The 22,082-nt window shown below is 31.7% G+C and carries 21 protein-coding genes and 1 riboswitch; of the genes, 4 read left to right on the top strand and 17 right to left on the bottom strand.

Annotated elements, in window-relative coordinates:
- The 7 genes from GQF29_RS15850 to GQF29_RS15820 all read right to left on the bottom strand — a co-directional run bounded on the left by GQF29_RS15850 (position 1) and on the right by GQF29_RS15820 (position 6,167).
- The gene (locus GQF29_RS15850; protein ID WP_008789853.1) at positions 1-678 is read right to left on the bottom strand and encodes a Type 1 glutamine amidotransferase-like domain-containing protein; all 678 of its coding nucleotides are present in this window, start codon (positions 676-678) and stop codon (positions 1-3) included.
- A gap of 68 nt (positions 679-746) precedes the next feature.
- The gene (locus GQF29_RS15845) at positions 747-1,490 is read right to left on the bottom strand and encodes a CPBP family glutamic-type intramembrane protease (RefSeq protein ID WP_017143765.1); all 744 of its coding nucleotides are present in this window, start codon (positions 1,488-1,490) and stop codon (positions 747-749) included.
- Between the two features lie 21 nt (positions 1,491-1,511).
- Complete coding sequence (locus tag GQF29_RS15840; RefSeq protein ID WP_008789855.1) at positions 1,512-2,060, bottom strand: helix-turn-helix domain-containing protein; 549 nt, start codon at positions 2,058-2,060, stop codon at positions 1,512-1,514.
- 146 nt (positions 2,061-2,206) lie between these two features.
- Positions 2,207-3,619, bottom strand: a complete 1,413-nt coding sequence (locus tag GQF29_RS15835) for a glycoside hydrolase family 1 protein (RefSeq protein WP_008789856.1) — start codon at positions 3,617-3,619, stop codon at positions 2,207-2,209.
- A 228-nt stretch (positions 3,620-3,847) separates the two neighbouring features.
- Positions 3,848-4,690, bottom strand: a complete 843-nt coding sequence (locus tag GQF29_RS15830; RefSeq protein ID WP_008789857.1) for a MerR family transcriptional regulator — start codon at positions 4,688-4,690, stop codon at positions 3,848-3,850.
- Between the two features lie 14 nt (positions 4,691-4,704).
- A complete protein-coding gene (locus GQF29_RS15825) occupies positions 4,705-5,448 on the bottom strand; it encodes an ABC transporter permease (RefSeq protein WP_008789858.1) in 744 nt (247 codons plus the stop codon).
- Positions 5,445-6,167 (bottom strand): ABC transporter ATP-binding protein, encoded by a 723-nt coding sequence (locus GQF29_RS15820; RefSeq protein WP_008789859.1) that lies wholly within the window; start codon positions 6,165-6,167, stop codon positions 5,445-5,447. The genes GQF29_RS15825 and GQF29_RS15820 overlap by 4 nt, the downstream gene beginning before the upstream one ends.
- 200 nt (positions 6,168-6,367) lie before the next feature.
- On the opposite strand from GQF29_RS15820, the gene GQF29_RS15815 reads away from it, so the two are divergent.
- Both GQF29_RS15815 and GQF29_RS15810 read left to right on the top strand, forming a co-directional pair.
- On the top strand, positions 6,368-7,216 hold the full coding sequence (locus tag GQF29_RS15815) for a helix-turn-helix domain-containing protein (protein WP_008789860.1): 849 nt from the start codon (positions 6,368-6,370) through the stop codon (positions 7,214-7,216).
- Positions 7,209-8,537, top strand: coding sequence for an MATE family efflux transporter (locus GQF29_RS15810; protein ID WP_008789861.1), 1,329 nt, complete (start codon positions 7,209-7,211; stop codon positions 8,535-8,537). Before GQF29_RS15815 ends, GQF29_RS15810 begins: the two co-directional genes overlap by 8 nt.
- A gap of 278 nt (positions 8,538-8,815) precedes the next feature.
- On the opposite strand, the gene GQF29_RS15805 is transcribed toward GQF29_RS15810, so the two are convergent.
- Positions 8,816-10,714: an Ig-like domain-containing protein gene (locus tag GQF29_RS15805; protein ID WP_008789862.1), complete on the bottom strand. Its 1,899-nt coding sequence runs from the start codon at positions 10,712-10,714 to the stop codon at positions 8,816-8,818.
- Positions 10,715-10,809: 95 nt separating this feature from the next.
- Positions 10,810-10,895: riboswitch (cyclic di-GMP riboswitch) on the bottom strand.
- Positions 10,896-10,966: 71 nt separating this feature from the next.
- Positions 10,967-12,367, bottom strand: a complete 1,401-nt coding sequence (locus GQF29_RS15800; RefSeq protein WP_008789863.1) for a glycoside hydrolase family 1 protein — start codon at positions 12,365-12,367, stop codon at positions 10,967-10,969.
- Positions 12,368-12,520: 153 nt separating this feature from the next.
- On the opposite strand from GQF29_RS15800, the gene GQF29_RS15795 reads away from it, so the two are divergent.
- Positions 12,521-13,396: a MurR/RpiR family transcriptional regulator gene (locus GQF29_RS15795; protein WP_008789864.1), complete on the top strand. Its 876-nt coding sequence runs from the start codon at positions 12,521-12,523 to the stop codon at positions 13,394-13,396.
- A 19-nt stretch (positions 13,397-13,415) separates the two neighbouring features.
- Here GQF29_RS15795 and GQF29_RS15790 read toward each other — a convergent pair whose 3' ends face one another.
- The 8 genes from GQF29_RS15790 to rbr form a co-directional block, all read right to left on the bottom strand.
- Positions 13,416-14,882, bottom strand: a complete 1,467-nt coding sequence (locus GQF29_RS15790) for an IS1182 family transposase (protein ID WP_008789865.1) — start codon at positions 14,880-14,882, stop codon at positions 13,416-13,418.
- 175 nt (positions 14,883-15,057) lie between these two features.
- A complete protein-coding gene (locus tag GQF29_RS15785) occupies positions 15,058-15,945 on the bottom strand; it encodes an SPL family radical SAM protein (protein WP_008789866.1) in 888 nt (295 codons plus the stop codon).
- Between the two features lie 78 nt (positions 15,946-16,023).
- A complete protein-coding gene (locus GQF29_RS15780; protein ID WP_017143766.1) occupies positions 16,024-17,505 on the bottom strand; it encodes a flotillin family protein in 1,482 nt (493 codons plus the stop codon).
- Positions 17,506-17,631: 126 nt separating this feature from the next.
- A complete protein-coding gene (locus GQF29_RS15775; RefSeq protein ID WP_008789868.1) occupies positions 17,632-17,919 on the bottom strand; it encodes a hypothetical protein in 288 nt (95 codons plus the stop codon).
- Positions 17,913-18,512 (bottom strand): DUF1700 domain-containing protein, encoded by a 600-nt coding sequence (locus GQF29_RS15770; RefSeq protein ID WP_008789869.1) that lies wholly within the window; start codon positions 18,510-18,512, stop codon positions 17,913-17,915. Before GQF29_RS15770 ends, GQF29_RS15775 begins: the two co-directional genes overlap by 7 nt.
- A complete protein-coding gene (locus GQF29_RS15765; protein ID WP_008789870.1) occupies positions 18,505-18,822 on the bottom strand; it encodes a PadR family transcriptional regulator in 318 nt (105 codons plus the stop codon). Before GQF29_RS15765 ends, GQF29_RS15770 begins: the two co-directional genes overlap by 8 nt.
- A gap of 94 nt (positions 18,823-18,916) precedes the next feature.
- Positions 18,917-20,287 carry a sodium-dependent transporter gene (locus tag GQF29_RS15760; RefSeq protein WP_008789871.1) on the bottom strand — a complete coding sequence of 457 codons (1,371 nt, stop codon included), beginning with the start codon at positions 20,285-20,287 and terminating at the stop codon, positions 18,917-18,919.
- A gap of 108 nt (positions 20,288-20,395) precedes the next feature.
- Positions 20,396-21,049 carry a rubrerythrin gene (gene rbr, locus GQF29_RS15755; RefSeq protein ID WP_008789872.1) on the bottom strand — a complete coding sequence of 218 codons (654 nt, stop codon included), beginning with the start codon at positions 21,047-21,049 and terminating at the stop codon, positions 20,396-20,398.
- A gap of 437 nt (positions 21,050-21,486) precedes the next feature.
- Here rbr and GQF29_RS15750 point away from each other — a divergent pair, with 437 nt between their 5' ends.
- Complete coding sequence (locus GQF29_RS15750; protein WP_008789873.1) at positions 21,487-22,077, top strand: ECF transporter S component; 591 nt, start codon at positions 21,487-21,489, stop codon at positions 22,075-22,077.
- Positions 22,078-22,082: the final 5 nt, after the last annotated feature.

Raw genomic sequence — 22,082 nt, 5'->3', positions numbered from 1 at the left:
TCAAAAGAATATCTCTTTGTCTTCACTATTATTCACTAAATAAGCATTTCCAAACGGAATCAACTTATCTTGATAACAAAGAATCCCTCCATCATTAGCGACCGTATATGTTGGTAATCCTTTTTCCTCAATGACTCTTTGTATTCCCATGTCTTGAACAGGACTATGGCAATAATGAACTTCTATTTCAAACCCACTCACTAATCCCAAACCTTTTTGATAATGATACTCAGGATAATCATCATCAGGAGTGATGTGATAATGATCGAATTGAATCATGGCACCAGCGCTTGCTCCAATGATCAGGGCCGAACTCTTTTGAATTAGTGGTATCAATTCAAATTGTTTTAAACGTTCAAAATACTGGTCTGGTAAACCACCAGTAAAGAAAAGAATATCAGCAGACATCACTTTCTTTTGAACAGTTTCTTTATCATCTCTAAAATAATCAACAAACTCAATATCATCTATTCCATAATAATGAAAAGGTCTTAAAATATAAGGAATATGTTGTCCATGAACACCATAATGTTGATCATAATCATCTACAGTTTTCACTTCCTTCTCATCAAATGAGAAAGGAATAACAACCACTTTCATATCTTGATGTAATAATGGGCGTATAATATCTTGTGCCCACTCTTCATGAAAATCATAAGAACTCAATAATATATTCATAAATTCCCTCCTTCCTTATCATATAATATTTGAAATTAAAAACAAGAATTTTAGTGCCTGACAAAACATTATATCCCTAGCATAATGAACCGGATGAAGTCAACAAAAGAATGTGCTCCTATCGCTGTTAACAAATTGATTTTTCTTGACATAAGAGCAAAAGGCAATCCAAAAAGCAATGAAAGAATAACAACACTCATCATATCAATTGAGAAAGAATTATGCAGCAATACATGTGGTAGAACCATAATGAAATAAGATAGTATAACTTGTGTATGATTCAAATAAGTAGATTGAGTGATGTGTAAACATAAAGCAAACAAAAACATTCTAAAAAATATTTCTTCAAAAATACCGGCCCTTAATGCGTCAAAAAGAAAATGTAAATGAAAGGAAATCTGCAACGAATAACTATTCATTGCCAAGAATACATTGATGCAACCTAGTAACCCCCCCATCATAAAGATAAAGAATAACGTTTTCCATAACTCATGTTTTTTTGCTGGATGATATAACATCATTTTTTGAGAATGATTCTCCATAATAACTTGAGCAGCTAAATATGCCAAACAAACAAAGATTGCCATGAATGCATTCGATATCATTGTTATCATTCCTAAGACAAGACTTATTATAATCTCTCTTTTTTTCATTTTCTCTTTATAACTCACAATAAAATATAAAGATAAAAGACCAATCAGGATAAACCATAAAATCATCATATTTGTGATATTTGTCAATAAAGAAAAGAATATCAAAATAACATTAAGTATAAGCAATTTGATTGTGTTCCTATTTTTCACAAAATCCATATGATCTCCTTTCCCAATAATTTAGTTTTCTTTTGAAATATCATCACGTATTAACAAATAAAAAAGAAAACCAACAACAGTAATTGAAACCAGTACATACCCAATAGGTTGAATATGCCTCATCTGACAATCCTTATAAACATATTTTAAAATCATTACTAAGAAAATAAGGTAAGCACAAAACATGAAAAAACCTGATAACCCTGCTATAAAATTCACAGTATTCGTATCATATCCATATCCTTTCATCACTACTGCAAACAAAAATATAACAATAAATAGTCCCAAGAATATCGAAATAGGAATGAGCACTTTTTTTCTAAACAAAAATTCTTTAAAAAAACTAGTTGACTCATAATCCTTTTTAAACTGAATATCGTTATCAATCAAATCTTCTACTGAAACCGAAAAGATCTCTGATAATCTTAATAAGTTATCTGTACTTGGTTTAGATAACCCTTTTTCCCATTTACTGACTGATTGACGACTCACATCTAACAATTGAGCAATACTCTCTTGAGATAATTGATTTCTTATTCTTAATTCTCTAATCTTTTCTCCAATAAACATAAACATCCTCCTAAGATGGCACAAGCATATCAGATTATCATAGATTCGTCTACCAACTGTAGCGCAACCACTACATTTTCTTTGTCAACTTTTAGGTACATAAAGAAAAAAGCACATCATTTTCATAATGTGCTTTATGATTTCTATTAATCTAAATCTTCACCATTAGATTCAAATGCCTTTTTGATCCATGCAAATGATTTCTTAGGAATACGTTTTAAATCTCTTAAATCTTTGTTTGTTCTATTAACATAAACAAAACCATATCTCTTATCCATATTACACATACTTGCTAAGATATCAATAGGCCCCCAAGTCACATATCCTAAGCATTTGACACCTTCTTCAATCATTGCATTCTTCATTTCTTGAATATGATCTCTATGATAATTTATACGATAATCATCTTCAATCATTTTTCCTTCTGCTAACATCTGATCAATTTCTTCTTGAGAGAAATCTTCACGCCATCCAATTCCATTTTCTAATACAAACACTGGTAAATCAGAACGTACAGCCAAATCATTTAATGTCCATCTAAATCCAATTGGATCAATTTCCCAATTCCACTCATTGGCTTCACAATGTGGATTTTTCACACAATGTTCATTGACAATTTCATGATAAGGTCTTTCATAATCAAATTCGCCTTCAGTAATTGTATTAGAACGATAATAACTAAATGCAATATAATCAACAGTATATTTTAACAATTCATCATCGCCTTCTTCAAATGTAGGCATCCATCCTCTATTTTCTAAATAAGCAACCATATAATCAGGATATTTCCCTTTTGCAAAAACATCACAGTGGAAACCATTCATATATTGATAAGCCTGCCATGCAAATAAGTTATTCTTTGGCGTATTTGTATATGGATAAATATTAGTGACAGCATTCATACCACAGAACTTTGCATCTGGTTGTAATTCTCTTAATGCTTTGACAGCCTTACAATGAGCAATAAAAACATTATGATTAACTTGATATAAATGTTTTGGAAGACTCACACCTTCTGGAATATCTTCAGCATTAGAAACTCTTAACATCATTCCATGTAAGTTTTGTTCATTGAAACTCATCCAATGTTTCACTCTATCTCCAAATCTTTCAATACATACTCTTGCATATCTTTCAAAACAATCAACAACATAACGAGAAGCAAAACCATTATGCTCTTTCACTAATTCATATGGCATATCAAAATGAACTAATGTAATCATTGGTTCAATTCCAGCAGCAAGCAATCTATCAATTAAACTATTATAGAAAGCAACCCCTTCTTCATTCACTGGTTCATCTAATGATCCATTAGGAATAATACGTGACCAGCAAATAGAGAAACGATAAAAATTGAACCCCATTTCTTTCATTAATGCAATATCTTCATCATAACGATGATAAGCATCAATACCAACACTCCAATCTGAAAACTCAGGGTTCATAGGTCTCACATCATAAATACATGTTCCTTTTCCACCTTCATCTCTTGCACCTTCTGTTTGAAAAGATGATACTGAGCCACCCCAATAAAAATCTTTAGGTAATTTCTTTTCCATTCAAAATATCCTCCTTATTTTCTCTGTCTTCATTTTATTTGAAATAAGCAAAAGAGTAAATATATTGTTAAGACTTTATAATATCGTTTCATATTTACTTAAAAATTGATACATTTTATGAAACTAATTTTCAACTTCTAATCTTTTTTATACAATTCCTAACTTATTATACAACTAACAAACAAAGCTTAACAAAAAAGAAAGCCATGAACAATCATGACTTTCTACTCAAATTTTACGAACTGGAAATTGAATTTCAGTTAACCATTCATCCTCAGTATCCTTATTCCAAATTCCATCTATATAAGATTCTCTTTGATATCCAATAATTTCATAGCCACTCTCTTCAATAAACTGGACTATCGCCCCATAGGCTTGTGGTAAAGTATAGTATGGCCCCTTATGTAAAACACATGCGGCCATATCAACAGCAGGAAGAACCTTAAACTGAACAAGTTCTGTATCTTCAGGCTTTTCTGTAATAGCTTCACAAATTTCTGCATGAATATCAGATTCTCTGTATTCTTCATCATAATAAATAGTAAAACAATATTCAGGGATTGCACATTCACAACCTGCTTTTTCCATTTCACTTCCCATTGTTGGCATACATTCAAAAAGATCTTCATAACTATCCATGTGTACCTGCATTGAAGCCACAATCACTTCTGGTATAGATTTCATAACAACACGATAATCACTATTTAAACAATTCCCTGCAAGATACCCTTCAACACATGCAATCTGTTTTTGGATATGAGCCATTTCTTGTAACAATTCACATTTTTTGCGTATCAGCAAATCTTTTTCTGAAACGCCATCATTGACTTTCTTTATTTCTTTTAACGAAAACCCAAGTTCACGCATAGCTAAAATTCTATGCAATTGTGGTAATTGAGCTGAAGTATAATAACGATAACCATTAATTTCATCTACGTACTCAGGTTTTAACAACCCAATATCATCATAATGTCTTAATGCTTTAATAGTTACTCTATTCATTTGTGCAAACATTCCAATTTTATATAACTTCTGAGGCAGTTTCTCTACATAACAATTTTCTCTACTCATAACGACTTCCTCCATTATTCCCATTTAAATGATACAACAGATATAACACATCCGACAATAGTAAATGCAACTAAAATGCCAATTGAAAAAAACATATGTTCACTTGAAACACCCATTGATATATCCTTTAATAATTTAATTCCATGTGTGAGTGGTAATATATTTGCTATATTTTGTAAAAATGAAGGAAATAATTCATATGGAATTGTTGCTCCTGATAAAAATAACATTGGAAAATAAACAAAAGTTGTCACAACATTTGCTATTTTCACCGTTTTACATAAACTCGCAATAATCATACCTAAACTAAACATTGACAAGACAACTAAGAAATATGCTCCAATAAATGCCCATACATTCCCTTGCATCTGATAACCAAACCCAAATATTGCAACAGCTGATACAATAATTGATGATAACAATGCAGTCAGCATTGCAATAATGACTTGTATAAACAACATAAGCATAGGACTGATTGGCGTCACAAAGAAATGCTTCAAAATCTTCTTATCACGATAGTCAGCAAAAGTGAGTGGCAATCCCATAAATGCTGTAGCACAAATCCCAACAGTTAACAAAGATGCAAAAGCACTTTCCATAAAAGTATAAGAACTTTGCCCACTCACAGTTTGATCTCCAGCAATAATTCCAATTAGGCACAGAACGCCGACTGGCATTCCAACTCCAAATATTAATCCATCAGGACATCTTAATGCTAATTTTCCTTCAACTTTCAACATTGTCATCATTCTTTTCATACAAGTTTCTCCTCTCCCATATACCATAAGTAAGCTTCTTCCAGATTGTTATAAGGACTCTTCTTGATAATCTCATCAACCGTTCCCTCAACAATTTTTTGACCCTCTTTGATAAGCAAAACACGATCACATAGATTTTCTGCCTCTTCCATATAATGTGTAGTCAGTAACAATGTCATTCCCTGCTTTTTCAGCAGTTTTAAAATCTGCCAAACTTCTCGACGAGCTGCAACATCAAGTCCTGTAGTTAATTCATCTAAAAAAATGACCTCTGGACGAGGAATTAAGGCAATAGCAACTGATAACTTCTGCCTTTCTCCACCTGATAATTGAGCAACTGGCTGATGAATATACTGTTCTAACTGAAATTGTTTTAAAAGATAATGATAATCTGCGGGGTGACTATACATTGCCGCTCTTTCTTCACAGACTTCACCAACACGAATATTGTTTTGATAATGTGACTGCTGTAATTGGACACCTACTTTTTCAAATACTGTTTTTCGATGCTTGGCTGCTTCTTTTCCCAACAACTTTGCAGAACCACTATCAGGGGTATTTAAACCAAGTATACACTCTATTGTTGTTGACTTTCCTGCCCCATTATGACCCAAGAGTCCATAAACCTCTCCTTTTTCAACCTCAAATGTCAGGTTGTCAACAACTTTTCTACCATCATATGTTTTTGTTAACTGATGGACTTCAATACATTTATTCATCTTCTCTTCCTCCTTACACGTCTAGGATATATCCTCCTGTTAGGGGAGAGTCAAGCAGAATAAAAAAACACTTTTCTATAAATATTATATAAGGTTTAATTTAAAAATTATTTTTTCATCATAATACTCAAAAACCGCAAGATTTATTAAATATTCAGATAATATTTGTATATAATGTTAAAGAAAGGAGGTTGATATATATGAATAAAATTCATAACATTATGACCGTTATCGATTATATCGAAGAGAACTTAAGTGACAAACTCAATTTATATAATATTTCTCAAGCTGTAGGCTATTCAAAATATCATTTACATAGAATGTTTGCTGATACCATTGGTATATCTATTCACGATTATGTACAAAGAAGAAAATTAACTGAAGCTGCTAAACTATTGGTTTTCTCCCAAAAACCAATATTAGAAATTTCTCTTGTTGCTGGCTATGAAAGTCAACAGGCATTTTCTAAAATTTTTAAACAGATGTATAAACAAACACCAAATGAATATCGAAACAATCAAAATTTTTATCCTTTACAACTGAGATTTCAATTCAATAAAGAGATAAAACACCTCACAAGTCAAGATATTCAAAAGAAAATTCATTTGGCTTCTTTATCAGATATTCCTGCCTGGATGAATTTAGTCCATCTTATCATAGATGGGTTTCCCAATTTAGATAAAACAAAGTATATGCAAACACTAGAAAAATACATTGATCAAAAAAGAGCCTTTATATTAAAAGAAGAAGATCTCGCTATTGGTGTCATGTTAATGAATGAAGAAACAGGAAGTATTGATTTCTTTGGAGTTCACCCACTTTATCATAAATATGGAATTATGGAAGCATTCATCAATAAACTGAGAAATGAACTCATTCCAGATATTGATATCACAATAACAACTTTTCGTTTAGGTGATAAGGCTGATACTGGTTATCGAAAACTTTATAAAGATTTAGGATTTATCGAAGATGAATTATTAATTGAATTCAATTATCCCACCCAAAAATTAAGACTTACCAAACAAGAGGAATCTTATTATGAATAATCCTTTAGCAAAAGACTTTACCTTTTCATCACTGTTACACTTTGCATTTCCAACAATTGTGATGATGTTATTTATGGGACTATATACAATTGTAGATACTATTTTTGTTTCACAATTTGTCAATACATTTGCTTTATCTGCATTAAATATTGTGTGTCCTGTCATTAACATTATTGTAGGAATTGGCACCATGATAGCAACTGGTGGTAGTGCTATAATCGCAAGACAAATGGGTGCTGGGAAAATGACAGAAGCACATCAAAACTTTACAATAATTTTTGTATTGACTATTCTTTTAGGTTTAATCATAACTTTAGTAGGTTTATTCTTTATTGAGAATATCATATGGGGATTAGGTGCAAGTCCTTTATTATTTCCTTACTGCAAGGATTATCTTCTGATTATTTTCATATTCACTCCAGCCAGTCTATTACAAGTCTTATTCCAGAGTCTTATTGTGACTGCAGGAAAACCAAAATATGGATTTTTTCTTTCTATCAGTGCTGGGATGATAAATATTATTTTAGATTATGTTTTTATTGTTGTTTTTGATATGGGTATTATGGGGGCTGCTTTAGGAACTGGTTTTGGTTATATGGTACCTGCTGTGTTTGGAATCTTCTTTTTTACAAATCATAAAGGAACACTCTCATTGACCACACCATCATTTAAACCAATGGTATTCATAGAATGTTGTACAAATGGTTCATCAGAAATGGTCAGTCAAGTCGCTACAGCCATCACAACTTTTTTCTTCAATCAAGCTATGATGACATTACTTGGTGAAAGTGGTGTTGCTGCTATGACAATTATGATCTATACTCAATTTCTCTTTACAACATTATATATTGGTTTTTCAATGGGTGTTGCACCTATTATTAGTTTCCAATATGGTGCTCAAAACTATAAATCACTTAAGAAAATATATAAAATATGTCTGACTTTTATTGGCATCAGTTCTTTGTGTATCTTTTTAGCTTCGCTATTTTCTAGATCTCAATTGATTCAACTTTTCACATCTTCAGATACATATGTTTATCAGATTGCATATTCAGGATTTACTATCTTTTTATTTCATTTTCTATTTATTGGTATGAACATCTTTACATCAGCAACCTTTACTGCCTTATCTAATGGGAAAGTATCTGCCTTCATTTCTTTCCTAAGAACATTTGGTTTTATTATGATTGGTTTACTTTTTTTACCAACATATTTCGGAGTGACTGCTGTATGGTTAACTGTTCCTATTGCCGAATGTCTTACTTCTTTAATATCTTTACTACTTATTTTCATATATCGCAAACAATATCATTATCTTTAATATGACAAAGACTATTTATTCATGAAGAATAGTCTTTTTTTAATTTATGCGACAAAGTATTTATCTTTTTATATTCAGAATTTATATATAGATTGTTCAATCATTTTCGTGTCAATAAAAAAATCATAATTTCAAGAAACAAAAGAAAGTCATTGTTATAAATTTATCTTTATTTTATATCTACATTTTTATTATAGTTTTGACTTCTTCTCATTTTTATAGATATGATTTAATGATAATCAAACAAAAATAGATGTTTTTTGAACATCTATCTTTTACTAATGATTTTTAGTTTTTGTATAATAACCTAGAACAAATAGTGAAGATATAAGAGAAATCAAGTAAAATATAAATAAAGTGGAATCCTCTGTTCGTACAGTGTCTTTATCCTCCAAATGACTGGAATTATCATTTGATTTCATTGGTTTATAAATTGCTTTTATAGTCATATCTTTAACAACATTTTGATAATTATCATCCCATTTTACAAATTCATACCCTTCCACATACGGTACCAATGGCGGTGTAGCTGCTTCTCCATGTCTCACATTTTCAGTTTTCAATATATGATTATTCATATCTACAAATGTAACAGTGTGAAAATTTTGTGTACTTTCCATTTCTTCTTCATACGCTATTGCATAAGTAGAAAAACGATCTGTCTGAAAACTTATCATATCATTTTGAATGGTTACAGGAAGCAATTCAGCGTTTCCATTATGCACACGAATGATATGAAATTTTCTTTGATTACTCAATAAATTCTGTTGAATTTTAACTGTCCATTCTGTATTATTTGGCAACACAGAAACATTTCCTAAAATATCACTTCCAGTTTTCAAGACTACACTTAAATCAAGGTACTGAGTAATCTTAATCTGACTTTTATTTTGTAAAGAAAGATTATCCAAAAGTATTTCTATTTTATCAATTGTAACTTGATCAATAGAATTTTTATCTATCATTTTTGCTGTTGGTTCTATAGTTATCGGTTTTCCATGAGTTAATGCCTGTTCAATAGCATTGATTGTATCTGAACTCATTGCACCTTCTGGTACATTAGAGTCAATAACAGAGTTTAATAGTTCTTTTAAGACTTCTAATGATTTTTGATCCACTGTTACTTGTGTGCTGTCAAGTGATTCATCTATTGCTGGTAGACTTGATATGATAATGGGCTTCACCACTGTTACATTGCAAGTTGCTGATTGACCAGCTGAAGATGCTGTAATGACAGCATTACCTTCTTTTAACCCTTGAACAACTCCTTGTTCATTAATTTCTGCAATTGATGAATCAGAAGTAATCCACATTATTTTTGAAGTGGCTTGTGATGGACTTATAGTTGCAAGGAGTTGAAATTCCTTTCCATTTTCTAATAAGAGTTTACTTTTATTTAAAGTTATCTTTTCTGCTTGAATTTCTTTTTTAAACTTCGCTCCTTTATACAAAAAGGATGGCAACTGAGTATTGTTACTCATTATCTGTTCAAACTCAATAATAGAATTTTTTTGATCATAGTTAAATAATAAACATGTAGAGTACGTATATACATACAATTGATGATTATATTTTACAGAACCATCACTATGAATGATATGATAAGAATCAAGATGATTATCTGATACAGTCATATCCTGAATAGTCACTTTTCCATTTTTATCAATAACGATACTATTATCTTTTGAATCAACGTATGTCCCTGCAAAAAGAGAACGATCAAAAGAACTTCCACTCTTTTCTCCAAAATCAATATTTGCATTATTATTTAACCCAGCACTTTGGATTGAAAGATAACTATAAGAATCTCTAGATTGATTCAATACAGAAGCAGGTATCTTTGTACATTTGTTAGAATCCAATTCCACACTATAAACTCCCCAGTCATTTTGAAAACTCACATGAATATCAGAAGCATCAAGCTGCTGATTATTTTCTACAAAAGAATCTATTTTTAAATAGACATCTTGTGAATCATTTTCTAAAGTGATGTATGTTTTATCAAATCCGCCAAATTGAAGGGGTGTTGGTGAATAAGGAGTCCAATCATTTCCATTATAACTTATTGAAAAAGTCAGTGCATGATTGAAACCAGTCTCAGCATGTCCCACTATCCCTAAAGACAACATCAAAACAAATACTGCAAAAACACAAAACACCTTTCTTAATTCTTTCATTACATTCTCTCCCTTTGTCATAATATAAAAACGCAAACTATTTCCACACGAAAAATAGAATGCGTAATTGACTACAGGTATATCAACATTATCATATTGGCAACTGGCTATCCTACTTCAACAAGCTTAGACCCTATAGTTTTGCGTACTCCATTTTTCAATGGGCTTGCTATTTACATATTTATTATATGCACATATATACAACAACGTCAATAAAATAATCCATTATTAAAATATTATGTTTAAATACCTTTATTCAAATTCGTTTGTTCTTGCTACTTCTCTAATCCATGAAGCAGATTTCTTTTCTTTACGTTTATATCCATCATCTAAACAGACTCTAACAAATCCATAACGATTCTTAAAAGCATTACACCAAGACCAGTTATCAATAGCTCCCCAATAATGGTATCCTAAACAGTTGGCTCCATCTTCAATTGATTTAGCAATCCATTCCAAATGATCTCTCACAAACTCAATTCGATAATCATCTTGAATTGTTCCACTATCATCCATGAACTTCTCTTCACCTTCAACACCCATACCATTTTCAGAAATAAAGAATGGCAAATCAGGACATTCCGTTTTGATTTTCATTCCAAAATCATAAATTCCTTTTGGATAAATTTCCCAGCCACGATGAACATTCATTTTTCTTTCTGGCCAGATATAAGGTTTTGCAATACATGGTAAACCATTTTCATCAAATTTTGAATCTGGTGCCTGGACTCTTGTTGGCTGATAATAGTTAAACCCTAACCAGTCGACCTTTCCTTGTGCTAAAATCGCTTCATCACCAGGACGTCTATCAATTTCTACTTTCCAGTCATTTTCAACAGTATCCAATACATCTTGAGGCAAATGTCCATGCGCCACAACATCTAACCACCAGCGATTATGCAATCCATCAGTCATACGGACTGCTTCTAAATCTTCTGGTGATGGATTTTCTTTTGTATAAGGAGGTGCAAAACAATTAATCATACCAATCTTGGCACCTTCAATTAATTTTCCTTCTTCTTGAAGTTTTCTAAAATTCATCACTGCTAAACAATGGGCCAATGTAATTCCATATTGAACATTGATAGATTGTTTGAAGTCATGTAAATATGGGTACCAAGCTCCATGTAAGAATTGTTGTTCTGGTTCTACAATTGGTTCATTGAAAGTAAACCAGTATTTCACTTTCATACCAAACTCTTCCATTGCCTTTTTGACAAAGTTTGCATATGCTTCTACTACTTCCCTATTTTGCCAGCCACCACGCTTAATTAAGTACTCTGGCATATCAAAGTGATACATATTCATATAAATATCAATCCCATTTTCATTCGCACAATCAATTAATTTATGATACCATGCAGCTCCTTCTGGATTAATATTGCCATCTTGATCTAATAATCTTGTCCATTGCATAGATGTTCTAAATGATTTAAAATTCAAACTTTTTAATAACTTAATATCCTCTTCATATTTATGATACATATCATTTCCAACATATGAACCGACATTATTATGGAAGGCATTGATTTCCTGATCAGAATACATATCCCAATATGAACGAAGTCTTCCACCAACGTTCCATGATCCTTCAGTTTGTGGTCCAGACATTGCTGCACCAAAGAAAAAATCTTTAGGTAATTTTATTGTCATTGTTATTCCTCCTTAATTTACACCCCTATTATATTTGAAAATGATATAAGGGTAAACAAATATTGAATTGTTTCAAAATAATTTCATAAACATTTCATAAAATCTTACTTTTATGAAACTTCGTTTCATGATATACTAATACTGGTGATAAAAATGAGCATAATGACACAGTTAGAATTTGAATTAGAGTTTTCCGAATCTGAAAAAGAGATTGCAAAATATATTTTAAATCATGGTGAAGCTGTTTTAAGTATGTCCGTTAAAGAACTTGCTAAACATACTTATACATCTCCAGCAACAATAGTAAGACTATGCAAAAAAATTGGTCTAGAAGGATACAATGACTTTAAAATCAAATATTCTGCTGAACTTCAATATGATTTACAACACACTGATCGTATAGATGTCAATTTCCCATTTCAAAAAGATGACTCACATCCTTTGATTTGTCATAAGCTGGCTTCACTTTCGCAAGAAGTCATTGCTGATACAGTTAAACTTATTGATTTTAATCAGCTTCATCAAATTGTTGATTTAATATATCACTATCCAACAATTGATATCTATGGTTCGGGAAATTCTTTATTGGCTGCTATGAGCTTTCAACATAAGATGATGAGAATTTCAAGAGATGTGAATTTAAGAGTATTACATGGCGAACAGATTTTCATGTCCTATAATACAAACCCTGATAGAATTGGAATGATTATTTCTTATTCAGGTGAAACCAATGAAGTGATTCAAATTGCTCAAACTTTAAAAGAAAAGAAAACACCACTTATTGTTTTAACTTCTATTGGCGATAATCGTTTATCTCATTACGCTGATTATATCTTAAATATAGGTTCTCGTGAAAAAATATTTACAAAGATTGCACCATTTGCTTCACAAATCTCTATGGAATATCTATTAAATGTTATTTTTTCATGTCTTTTTCAAAAAGATTATGAACAAAACATCCAAAATAAAGTTGGCTATGATAAAAAGAATGACTCTCGTCATCCTCAATCAAGTCCAGTGAGTGATTAAAAGCATCCTTAAGGATGCTTCAGATTGTTGACAAAGTGGTACTCCAAAACGAGTATCGCTTTTCTTTGTGTGTTTCAAAGCGGGAAATCATCATTTTCAACCAATTATGAATGGTATTTGATGAAGTTTTCCAACTCCACCTTGCCATTCTTTTTAAATTATGACATGCAAAAATCATCAGCGCTTGATGCTGATTTTTTTCTATTCCTCGCAATCTTGTATATCTTAAATTATGCTGCTCCTTACAATCTCCAAATACCCGTTCTATACTTTCCTTACGCTTTGGATATAATTCTTTCCATTTTGGAGTATGCCGTATCTCATCCATGACTTCTTCTCGATATTCTTCCCATACATGGCGTGTAATCACTTTTTGATAATTCTTTGATTGTGTACATTTTTCTAAAAATGGGCATTCCTTACACTCTTTTGGATTTGATTTATATTCTTTATAACCCAATTTATTCGTATTGCTATATTCCAGTAACTTTATATTTGGACATATGTAACAGTCATATCTTTCATCATATACATATTCGTATTTCTTAAAAAAACCTTTCTTCGTCATTGGTCTTTTGTATGGCGCATACATTTTTTGCTTGTGTTCTAATATTGTCTTGCATACTGCTGGTGTGATGTACCCTGCATCTAAACATAGATTCTTGATTTGGTCTTTATACTTTTTATTTAATAAATGATATGCTGGAAAGAAAGATACACTATCATGTACATTTCCAGGCACACATAGACTTAATACCACAAATCCATTCTTATCACAGAATGTTTGGTGAGAATAGGCAAAGCATCCGCTTTCTCCATCGGTTTTACTAACCTTAATATGCTTCGTTTCTATATCTTTTTTCAGTTCTCCACTTTTTTCATCAAAATTGAACTCTTCTTTCTCATTTGATTTCAATGGCTTTTTCCCATGTGCTTCTCTATCTTTATTGATTTCATCTAACAACTCATCTTCATACACCTTTTTTACTATTGCGACTTCTTTATCTAAACACTTATTTTTGTTTGCGTTTGCTTTTTGATGTGTTGAATCCCCAAAAATTGTTTCCATATCCACAAATCCATATCCCATAGCCTGCCTTAATATTTCATCAAATATCTGTTCAAATACATCGCTGTCACTATATCTTCTCATGTAATTTTGACTCCATGTAGAATAATTAGGAACTTCCTCATCCATAGAAATACCCAAAAACCATCGATACGCTAAATTGACTTGTATCTCCCTACATGTTTTCCTCATCGAATGAATTCCAAAAGTGATATTAATAAAAACCATTTTAAAAAGTACCACAGGATCAATGCTGGGTCTGCCAAAATTGCTGTATAGTTCTTTTACTAAGGGATAAATAAAATCCCAGTCTATACAGGAATCTAGCTTTCTTACATCATGATCTTGTGGTACTAAACCTTCTATTGTATTTAAAATTATATTATCATGTTTACCTATTCTTCTTGTCATTGTCATATGTATTTTCTCCTACTCAACCTATACATATTATACCATTTTTCCATTATAAAAGACAGTAAGAGCCACATGTTTTAGGTTGAGTAGTCATCTTACTGCCTTATTTATTCTATCATATTAAGTAAAGCCTGTCGACCTTCTTTGTCAACAGGCTGAAGCATCCTTAAGGATGCTTTTAAAATAATGTTAATTGCTCAAATTTTTGTTGATGTGTCTTATAAGCTTTAATAATATCATCCATTTTATATAATAAACCATATTTCTTACACTCTCTTTGAAAAACCCTCCACAAATGGCTTGCTTTTAGACAGTTGCAGTTATATCTACTTCCATAATATTTCATATATTTTTCTTTAAGACCAGGAAAAAATTCATCTAATTTTTCATAGTAATAATCTCTTTGTCGATCTCTCAAGGTCACCCCAAAATAAGCATGAATAAACTTAGCTTCATGAAGATGCGCCAATCTCACCATTTGAATAACATTGTCTTCAGTATCATTAATAAATGGTAAAACAGGACCCATTAAAATACCAGTAAAGAGACCAGCCTGGCTCATTTTTTTAATTGCTGCAAAACGCTTTGATGATACACAAACATGAGGTTCAATAATTTTAGATAAAGTATCATCATATGTCGTAATTGTCATCTTTACAATGACATCATTATATTTTTGAATTTCTAAAAACAAATCAATATCTCTAACAACCAAATCACTCTTTGTTTCTAAAGAAACACCAAAACGATAATCTCTAATTAACTGGAGAGCTCCTCTTGTTATTTCTTCTTTTTTTTCATATTGATTATAGCTATCACTCATTGCTCCAATTCCTACAACACCCTTTTGTCTTTTTTTCATCAATTCTAAACTCAATATATCTAAAGCTTTCTCTTTCTTTTTGACGATATCAAATTCATCGTTTTGATAACATTCACTTCGACTATCACAATAAATACACCCATGGTGACAGCCACGATATAAATTCATATTATAGTCATTTCCAAACCATACATTGGCATATTTATTTTTTGATAATATTGTTTTGGCTGGTATTGTTTGCATGTCTTTCTCCTTCTTATCTTTTGATTATTATAACATGAGAAAAAAGAAAAGAACTGAAAATTTTCAGTTCTCATTCATTTATTTTCTTTTATCATTTTTGTCATCAGTATCATCATGATCACTCGTTGCGATTTTTCCACCTAGAAAACCTGCCAACAAACTCTTTAAATCAATACCAATAGACTCATTCATTCCTTCACTCACTTGAGTTGCAGTTGTTACAATATCAGAAACAAGTTTAGCACTGTTACCTTCACCATACATTGTAATCTTATCAACATTCTCAAGAGGTTTAGCAGCAGCTTCAACAGCTTTAGGCAACATATTAAAATACATTTCCATAACGGCTGCCTCACCGTATTTTTTCATCGCATCAGCTTTCTTATTAAGAGCCTCTGCTTCTGCCATCCCTTTTGCTTCAATTGCTTTGGCCTCTGCTTCACCTTTTGCTTGAATCCCAGCTGCTTCTTGTTCCATTTGATATTTTATAGCTTCAGCTTGAGCCTTTTGTGCTTCAGCATCTTTTTGCATTTCAAACAATTGTGCTTCTGCCTCTTTTTGACGTTTATATAATTCAGCATCTGCTCTTTGTTGAGCAGCAAATTTTTCTGCTTCAGCTTGCTTCTTGATTTTTGCATCAAGTTCTTGTTCTGTAACTTCAACGTCTTTACGTCTCAATTCAATTTCTTTTTCTTGTTTCATAATATTTGCATCAGCTGTTGCAATTTCAATTGACTTACGAGATTGTTCCTCTTGAATCTTATAAGCAGCATCAGCTTCTGCCTGCTTAGCATCCGCAATTTTCTTTAACTCAGCCTGTTTAATAGCCAACTCATTATTACGCTCTGCAATCTTTGTATCTGCATCAACTCTTGCATCATTCGCTTCTTGAGATGCTTTGGCTTGAGCCTGAGCAATATCTCTTTCACTCACAGCACGAGAAATTGCCGCATTTTTTTGAATCTTTACAATATTGTCAACCCCAAGATTTTCAATAACACCATTGCCATCAACAAAATTCTGAACATTAAACGAAACAATATCCAAACCCATCTTTGCCAAATCAGGTTCAGCATTCTCCTTTACCAATTCAGCAAACTTTTGACGATCAGAAACCATCTCCTCTAGATTCATACGGCCAACAATTTCACGCATATTCCCCTCTAAGACTTCTCTTGCCACATTAGCAATATATTCAACTGGTTTATTTAAAAAGTTTTGAGCTGCGAGATTTAATCTTTCTGAATCATCACTAATCTTGATATTAACTGCTGCATCAACATTAATATTGATATAATCAGCAGTTGGCACAGCATTTGATGTTTTCACATCAATAGGAATTAACTGTAAATTCAATTCGTCCTTCTTTTCCAAAAAAGGAATTTTCACTCCTGCTTTTCCAATTAAAACCTTTGGCTGTTTTCTTAGCCCTGAAATAATATAAGCAGTATCTGGTGATGCTTTGACATATCCTGTAACAATAACTATGAGAATAAGTACAGCAACAATAACACCAATAATAACTGCCAAATTATTTGATAGCATATCTATAAATTCCATATATATCCCTCCATTTACTATCATATATATTTTACCACTTCCTTATTCATGTAGGCAACAAATATCGACAAAATCGTATCTCCAAAAAAAATAGGAACCCTAAGTTCCTACAAATTTCATATATCACTAAGGTGCAACAGGTGCACTTGGAGCTTGTGGCACTGCTGGTGCATCTGGTGCATCTGAAATCCCAAAACCACCAAAAGAAACCAAATCACCAAAAGTCACACCAAATCGAAACCATCCATTTTGATCAATATAAACAATTTGATACCATTTATGATTTCCATCTTCTTTTAAATATTCTGTATTTCTTTCCATTGCAAAACCTATACCAGTAAGAACAACACCAATTCCTAACATTAATGCAATTGCTGGAGCAACCAATTTATGCATTCCCATTGTTTTTAACATACAACGCCCACCTTTCTTAATATTTGAACACTAAATTCCTTAACATAAACTGTCATCTTTTTAGAATATGCAAGAATTGTTCCTGATACTCGATAAGTTAGGGCGATCCCAATAAGTCCAACAGCTCCAAATATTGCGCTCACACCTAATTGTGTAATTCCTAAAGAGACGGATTCTGTAAACAGTACAAATGAACCAAAAATCCCAACAATAAAACTCATAGAGCCAGCCAGTCCTAACGCAACTGTTATGATAGGAACACACCAAATTAAAATATATGCTGCCAACAACAAGCATAACCAAGCAGCCATTAAAGAACCCCAAAGAGGAAAACCTAATATTAATAAAATACTCACCCAAGCAGATGTTGTTGTTTTCATCTTTTTAATTTCAATAATTTCCTCATTCCCCTTAACATTCGCAACTGTTTCTTGAATGCTTCCTAGTTTTGAGATAGCATCCTCTTCACTATATCCATCTTCCATTAAATCAGCAATGATTTCTTCATAATAAGTCATCACTTGTGTAACAGTACTATAAGTTTCATCTTTTAATTCTGCTTCTAATTTTTCAATAAATTCTTTTTTAGTCATGATTTAACTCCCCTTCTATATAATGATATATATTTTCTATTTGATTCCAGCCAGATAAGAAATCCTGAATATGTTCCTGTCCATTTGCTGTTAACTTATAATATTTTCTAAGTCGACCATTATGTTCTACAGTATATGTCTCTACATAAGAATGATTTTCTAATCTTTTTAAAATTGGATAAAGCGTTGATTCAGATATATCTATACATTGACTCACATCTTTAATAATCTGATAACCATATGAATCTTTCTGAATTAAACTTGCCAATACACAAAACTCTAAGAACCCCTTTTTTAATTGTGTATCCATCAATATACCTCCTTATATCTTATACTATACATTACATAGTATAATGTGTCAAGAGGTATCATAAAAAAAGATACCTCATAACGAAGTATCTTAATCATTTCATAAAAAAAGTCCAATATCCTTGAATAAATATGAAAATAATAATACATGGTAAGATATACTTTAAATAAACTTTTGTCCATTTTGGAAAATGAATCCCTTGACCAGTATTCGCTTCTTCTAAAAAATTTTCAAATCCCCACCCATAGCGAGATGTACAAAAAATCAAATAAGCAAGTGATCCTAGTGGCAGAAAATTATATGTTACAAAGAAATCTTCTAAATCCTGAATATATGTTCCTGCTCCAAAAGGATGAAAGCCACTTAAAACATTAAATCCTAAAGCACATGGTAATGAAAGAAACAAAATCAAAACCAAATTAACAAATACAGATTTCTTTCTTGTCCACCCAAACAAATCAATACCAAAAGATATAATGTTTTCAAATACAGCAATAATTGTAGACATGGCTGCAAAACTCATAAAAACAAAAAATAAACTTCCCCAAAGCTGTCCCATCCACATTTCATTAAAAATACTAGGTAAAGTAATAAAGACAAGACCAGGTCCACTTTCAGGATTTACACCAAAAGCAAAACAGGCTGGAAAAATAATTAAACCTGACATCAAAGCAACAAGTGTATCTAATGTACAAACACTCATTGTTTCGCCTAATAAACGACGTTCTTTGCCTATGTAACTTCCAAATATAGCAATAGCTCCAATCCCTAAACTCAAGGTGAAGAATGCCTGTCCCATAGCTGCAAATATAACCTCCAAGACTCCATATCTAGCAATAGAATCTAAATTAGGAATTAAATAGAAAGCTAAACCTTCACCGCCACCAGGTAAAGTGATAGCACGAACAACCAAAATCAAAATAATGACAAATAATGATGACATCATAATCTTTGTCATCTTTTCAACACCATTTTGTAGTCCTAATGAACAAACACCAAATCCTAATGCAACAACAACAATCATCCAAAAAACCTGCATAAATGGATCTTGTAAAGATTGATTAAAGATATCTCCCACTTGAGTTGGTGTTATACCATTAAATTCTCCCTTGATCATCTTCAAGAAATAAGCAAGCATCCAGCCACCAACTGTTGTATAAAACATCATCAGCATATAATTTCCAGCTGCCTGAAAATAGCCAACACCTTTCCAGATTTTCTGCCCTGGCTTTAAAGTTGTTAAAGCAGAAACGGCACTTTTTTGACTTGCTCTTCCAACCGCAAATTCCATTGTCATGATTGGTGCTCCTAATAGAATTAAAAACAACAAATAAATTAAAACAAACAGAGCACCACCATATTGCCCTACCACATAAGGAAATCGCCATACATTTCCTAATCCAATCGCACACCCAGCTGAAATCAAAATAAAGCCAAAACGCGATGAAAATTTCTCTCTAGCCATAAAACCTCTCCTTTTTTCATGCCTTTTTATTCTACAATAAATCTCATAAAATGTGAACCCATTAAGAAAAAGAAAAAGTGATGAGAAAATCTCATCACCACATACTAATTAATAGTTTTCAGTCATTCTTTCAAAAAATGCTTTTGGATAACCACAAGTTGGACATCTTTCTGGCGCTTCTTCACCTTCGTAGATAAATCCACATTGTCTACACTTCCATCCCTTTGGTGCATCTCCTTTGAATGTTTTACCATTCTTATATGAATCCAATAATTTTAAATAACGTGCTTCATGTGATCTTTCCACTTTACCAACGTTTTCAAATTTAATTGCTAATTCTTCAAATCCTTCTTCTCTTGCTTCCTTAGCCATTCTTGCATACATATCTGTCCATTCTTCATTTTCACCAGCAGCTGCAGCAACTAAGTTTTCATCAGTCGCTCCAATACCATGAAATTCAGAGAACCACATTTTTGCATGTTGTTTTTCTTGATCTGCAGTTTCATCAAAAATAGCAGCGATTTGTTCTAAACCTTCTTTTCTTGCCATTTCTGCGAAATACGTATATTTGTTTCTTGCTTGTGATTCACCAGCAAATGCTTCCATTAAATTCTTTTCTGTTTTTGTACCTGCATATTTTGAATTTTTTTCTTCTTCTACTTTTTCAAATTTATCAGCTGAAACTTTACAAATTGGACATACTTCTGGAGGTGTATCTCCTTCATGTACATACCCACATACTTTACATACCCATTTAGCCATAATTAAATTTCCTCCTTCATTTTTTCATCTGTCTTTATTATACTACAAAAATTGGCAAAATCAAGAACTTTTTTAATAATAGTAATTATTACTATTAAATAATTATATTATTTAATATTTTTGATATGCTTTTTTATAAATACAATCATATCCAACATAATTATTTTAAAAAGCAATCTCTATACTAATATGATCATATCCATATTTAACATATGTCAGTGATTTAAAAAAAGACCACTCCCTTATTTCATTTTGATTGTCAAAATATGGAACATAAAATGAGTAGGAAAATTGTTTTTTCGTTATAAGTAGTGTATAATGGCTTTGTTAAAGGAAATATAACTCAAGTAGTGACTTTTATAAGCATTAACTTATATATTCTTTTGACAAATTTAAGGAAGCGTCGTATTCAAAAGAAACGACAGTGGAGGAGAAAAATGAATAAACAAAAAACAAAGAACCTTTCGTTCATGTCGCTATTTATAGCGATAGAAATTCTCATGGTTATGGTGCCTTTTCTTGGTTTCATTCCAATTGGACCTTTACGTGCAACAACATTGCATATTCCTGTTATTATCGCAGGAATTGTTCTTGGAAAAAAACAGGGAGCAGGCATAGGACTAGTATTTGGTATCTCTAGTTTAGTTATCAATACTATTCAACCAACCTTGACTTCTTTTGTCTTTTCACCTTTTATCAGTAAATCTTTGATGAGTGCATTCATTGCAATTGTGCCAAGAGTTCTTATCGGATATATTGCTGGTCTTCTTTTTGAAAAGTTAAAAGATAAAAATGAATTCATGGCAATGATTGTTGGTTCTTTTTTAGGTGCTATGACAAATACAGTTTTGGTATTAGGTGGTATTTATTTTATCTTTGGTTCTCAATATGCGAGTGCTATTGGTAAAGATTTAAGTGCTTTATTCCCTTACCTTATTGGTATTATAACAACAAGTGGCTTATTAGAAGCTATTGTTGGAACCATGATTGCAGTTATGGTCTCACGTATATTAATAAAATTAAAATAAAGAAA

This window comes from Coprobacillus cateniformis (genome assembly GCF_009767585.1).
In the GTDB taxonomy this organism is placed as follows: Bacteria; Bacillota_I; Bacilli_A; order Erysipelotrichales; family Coprobacillaceae; genus Coprobacillus; species Coprobacillus cateniformis.
This window is presented reverse-complemented; position numbering and strand designations above follow the sequence as displayed.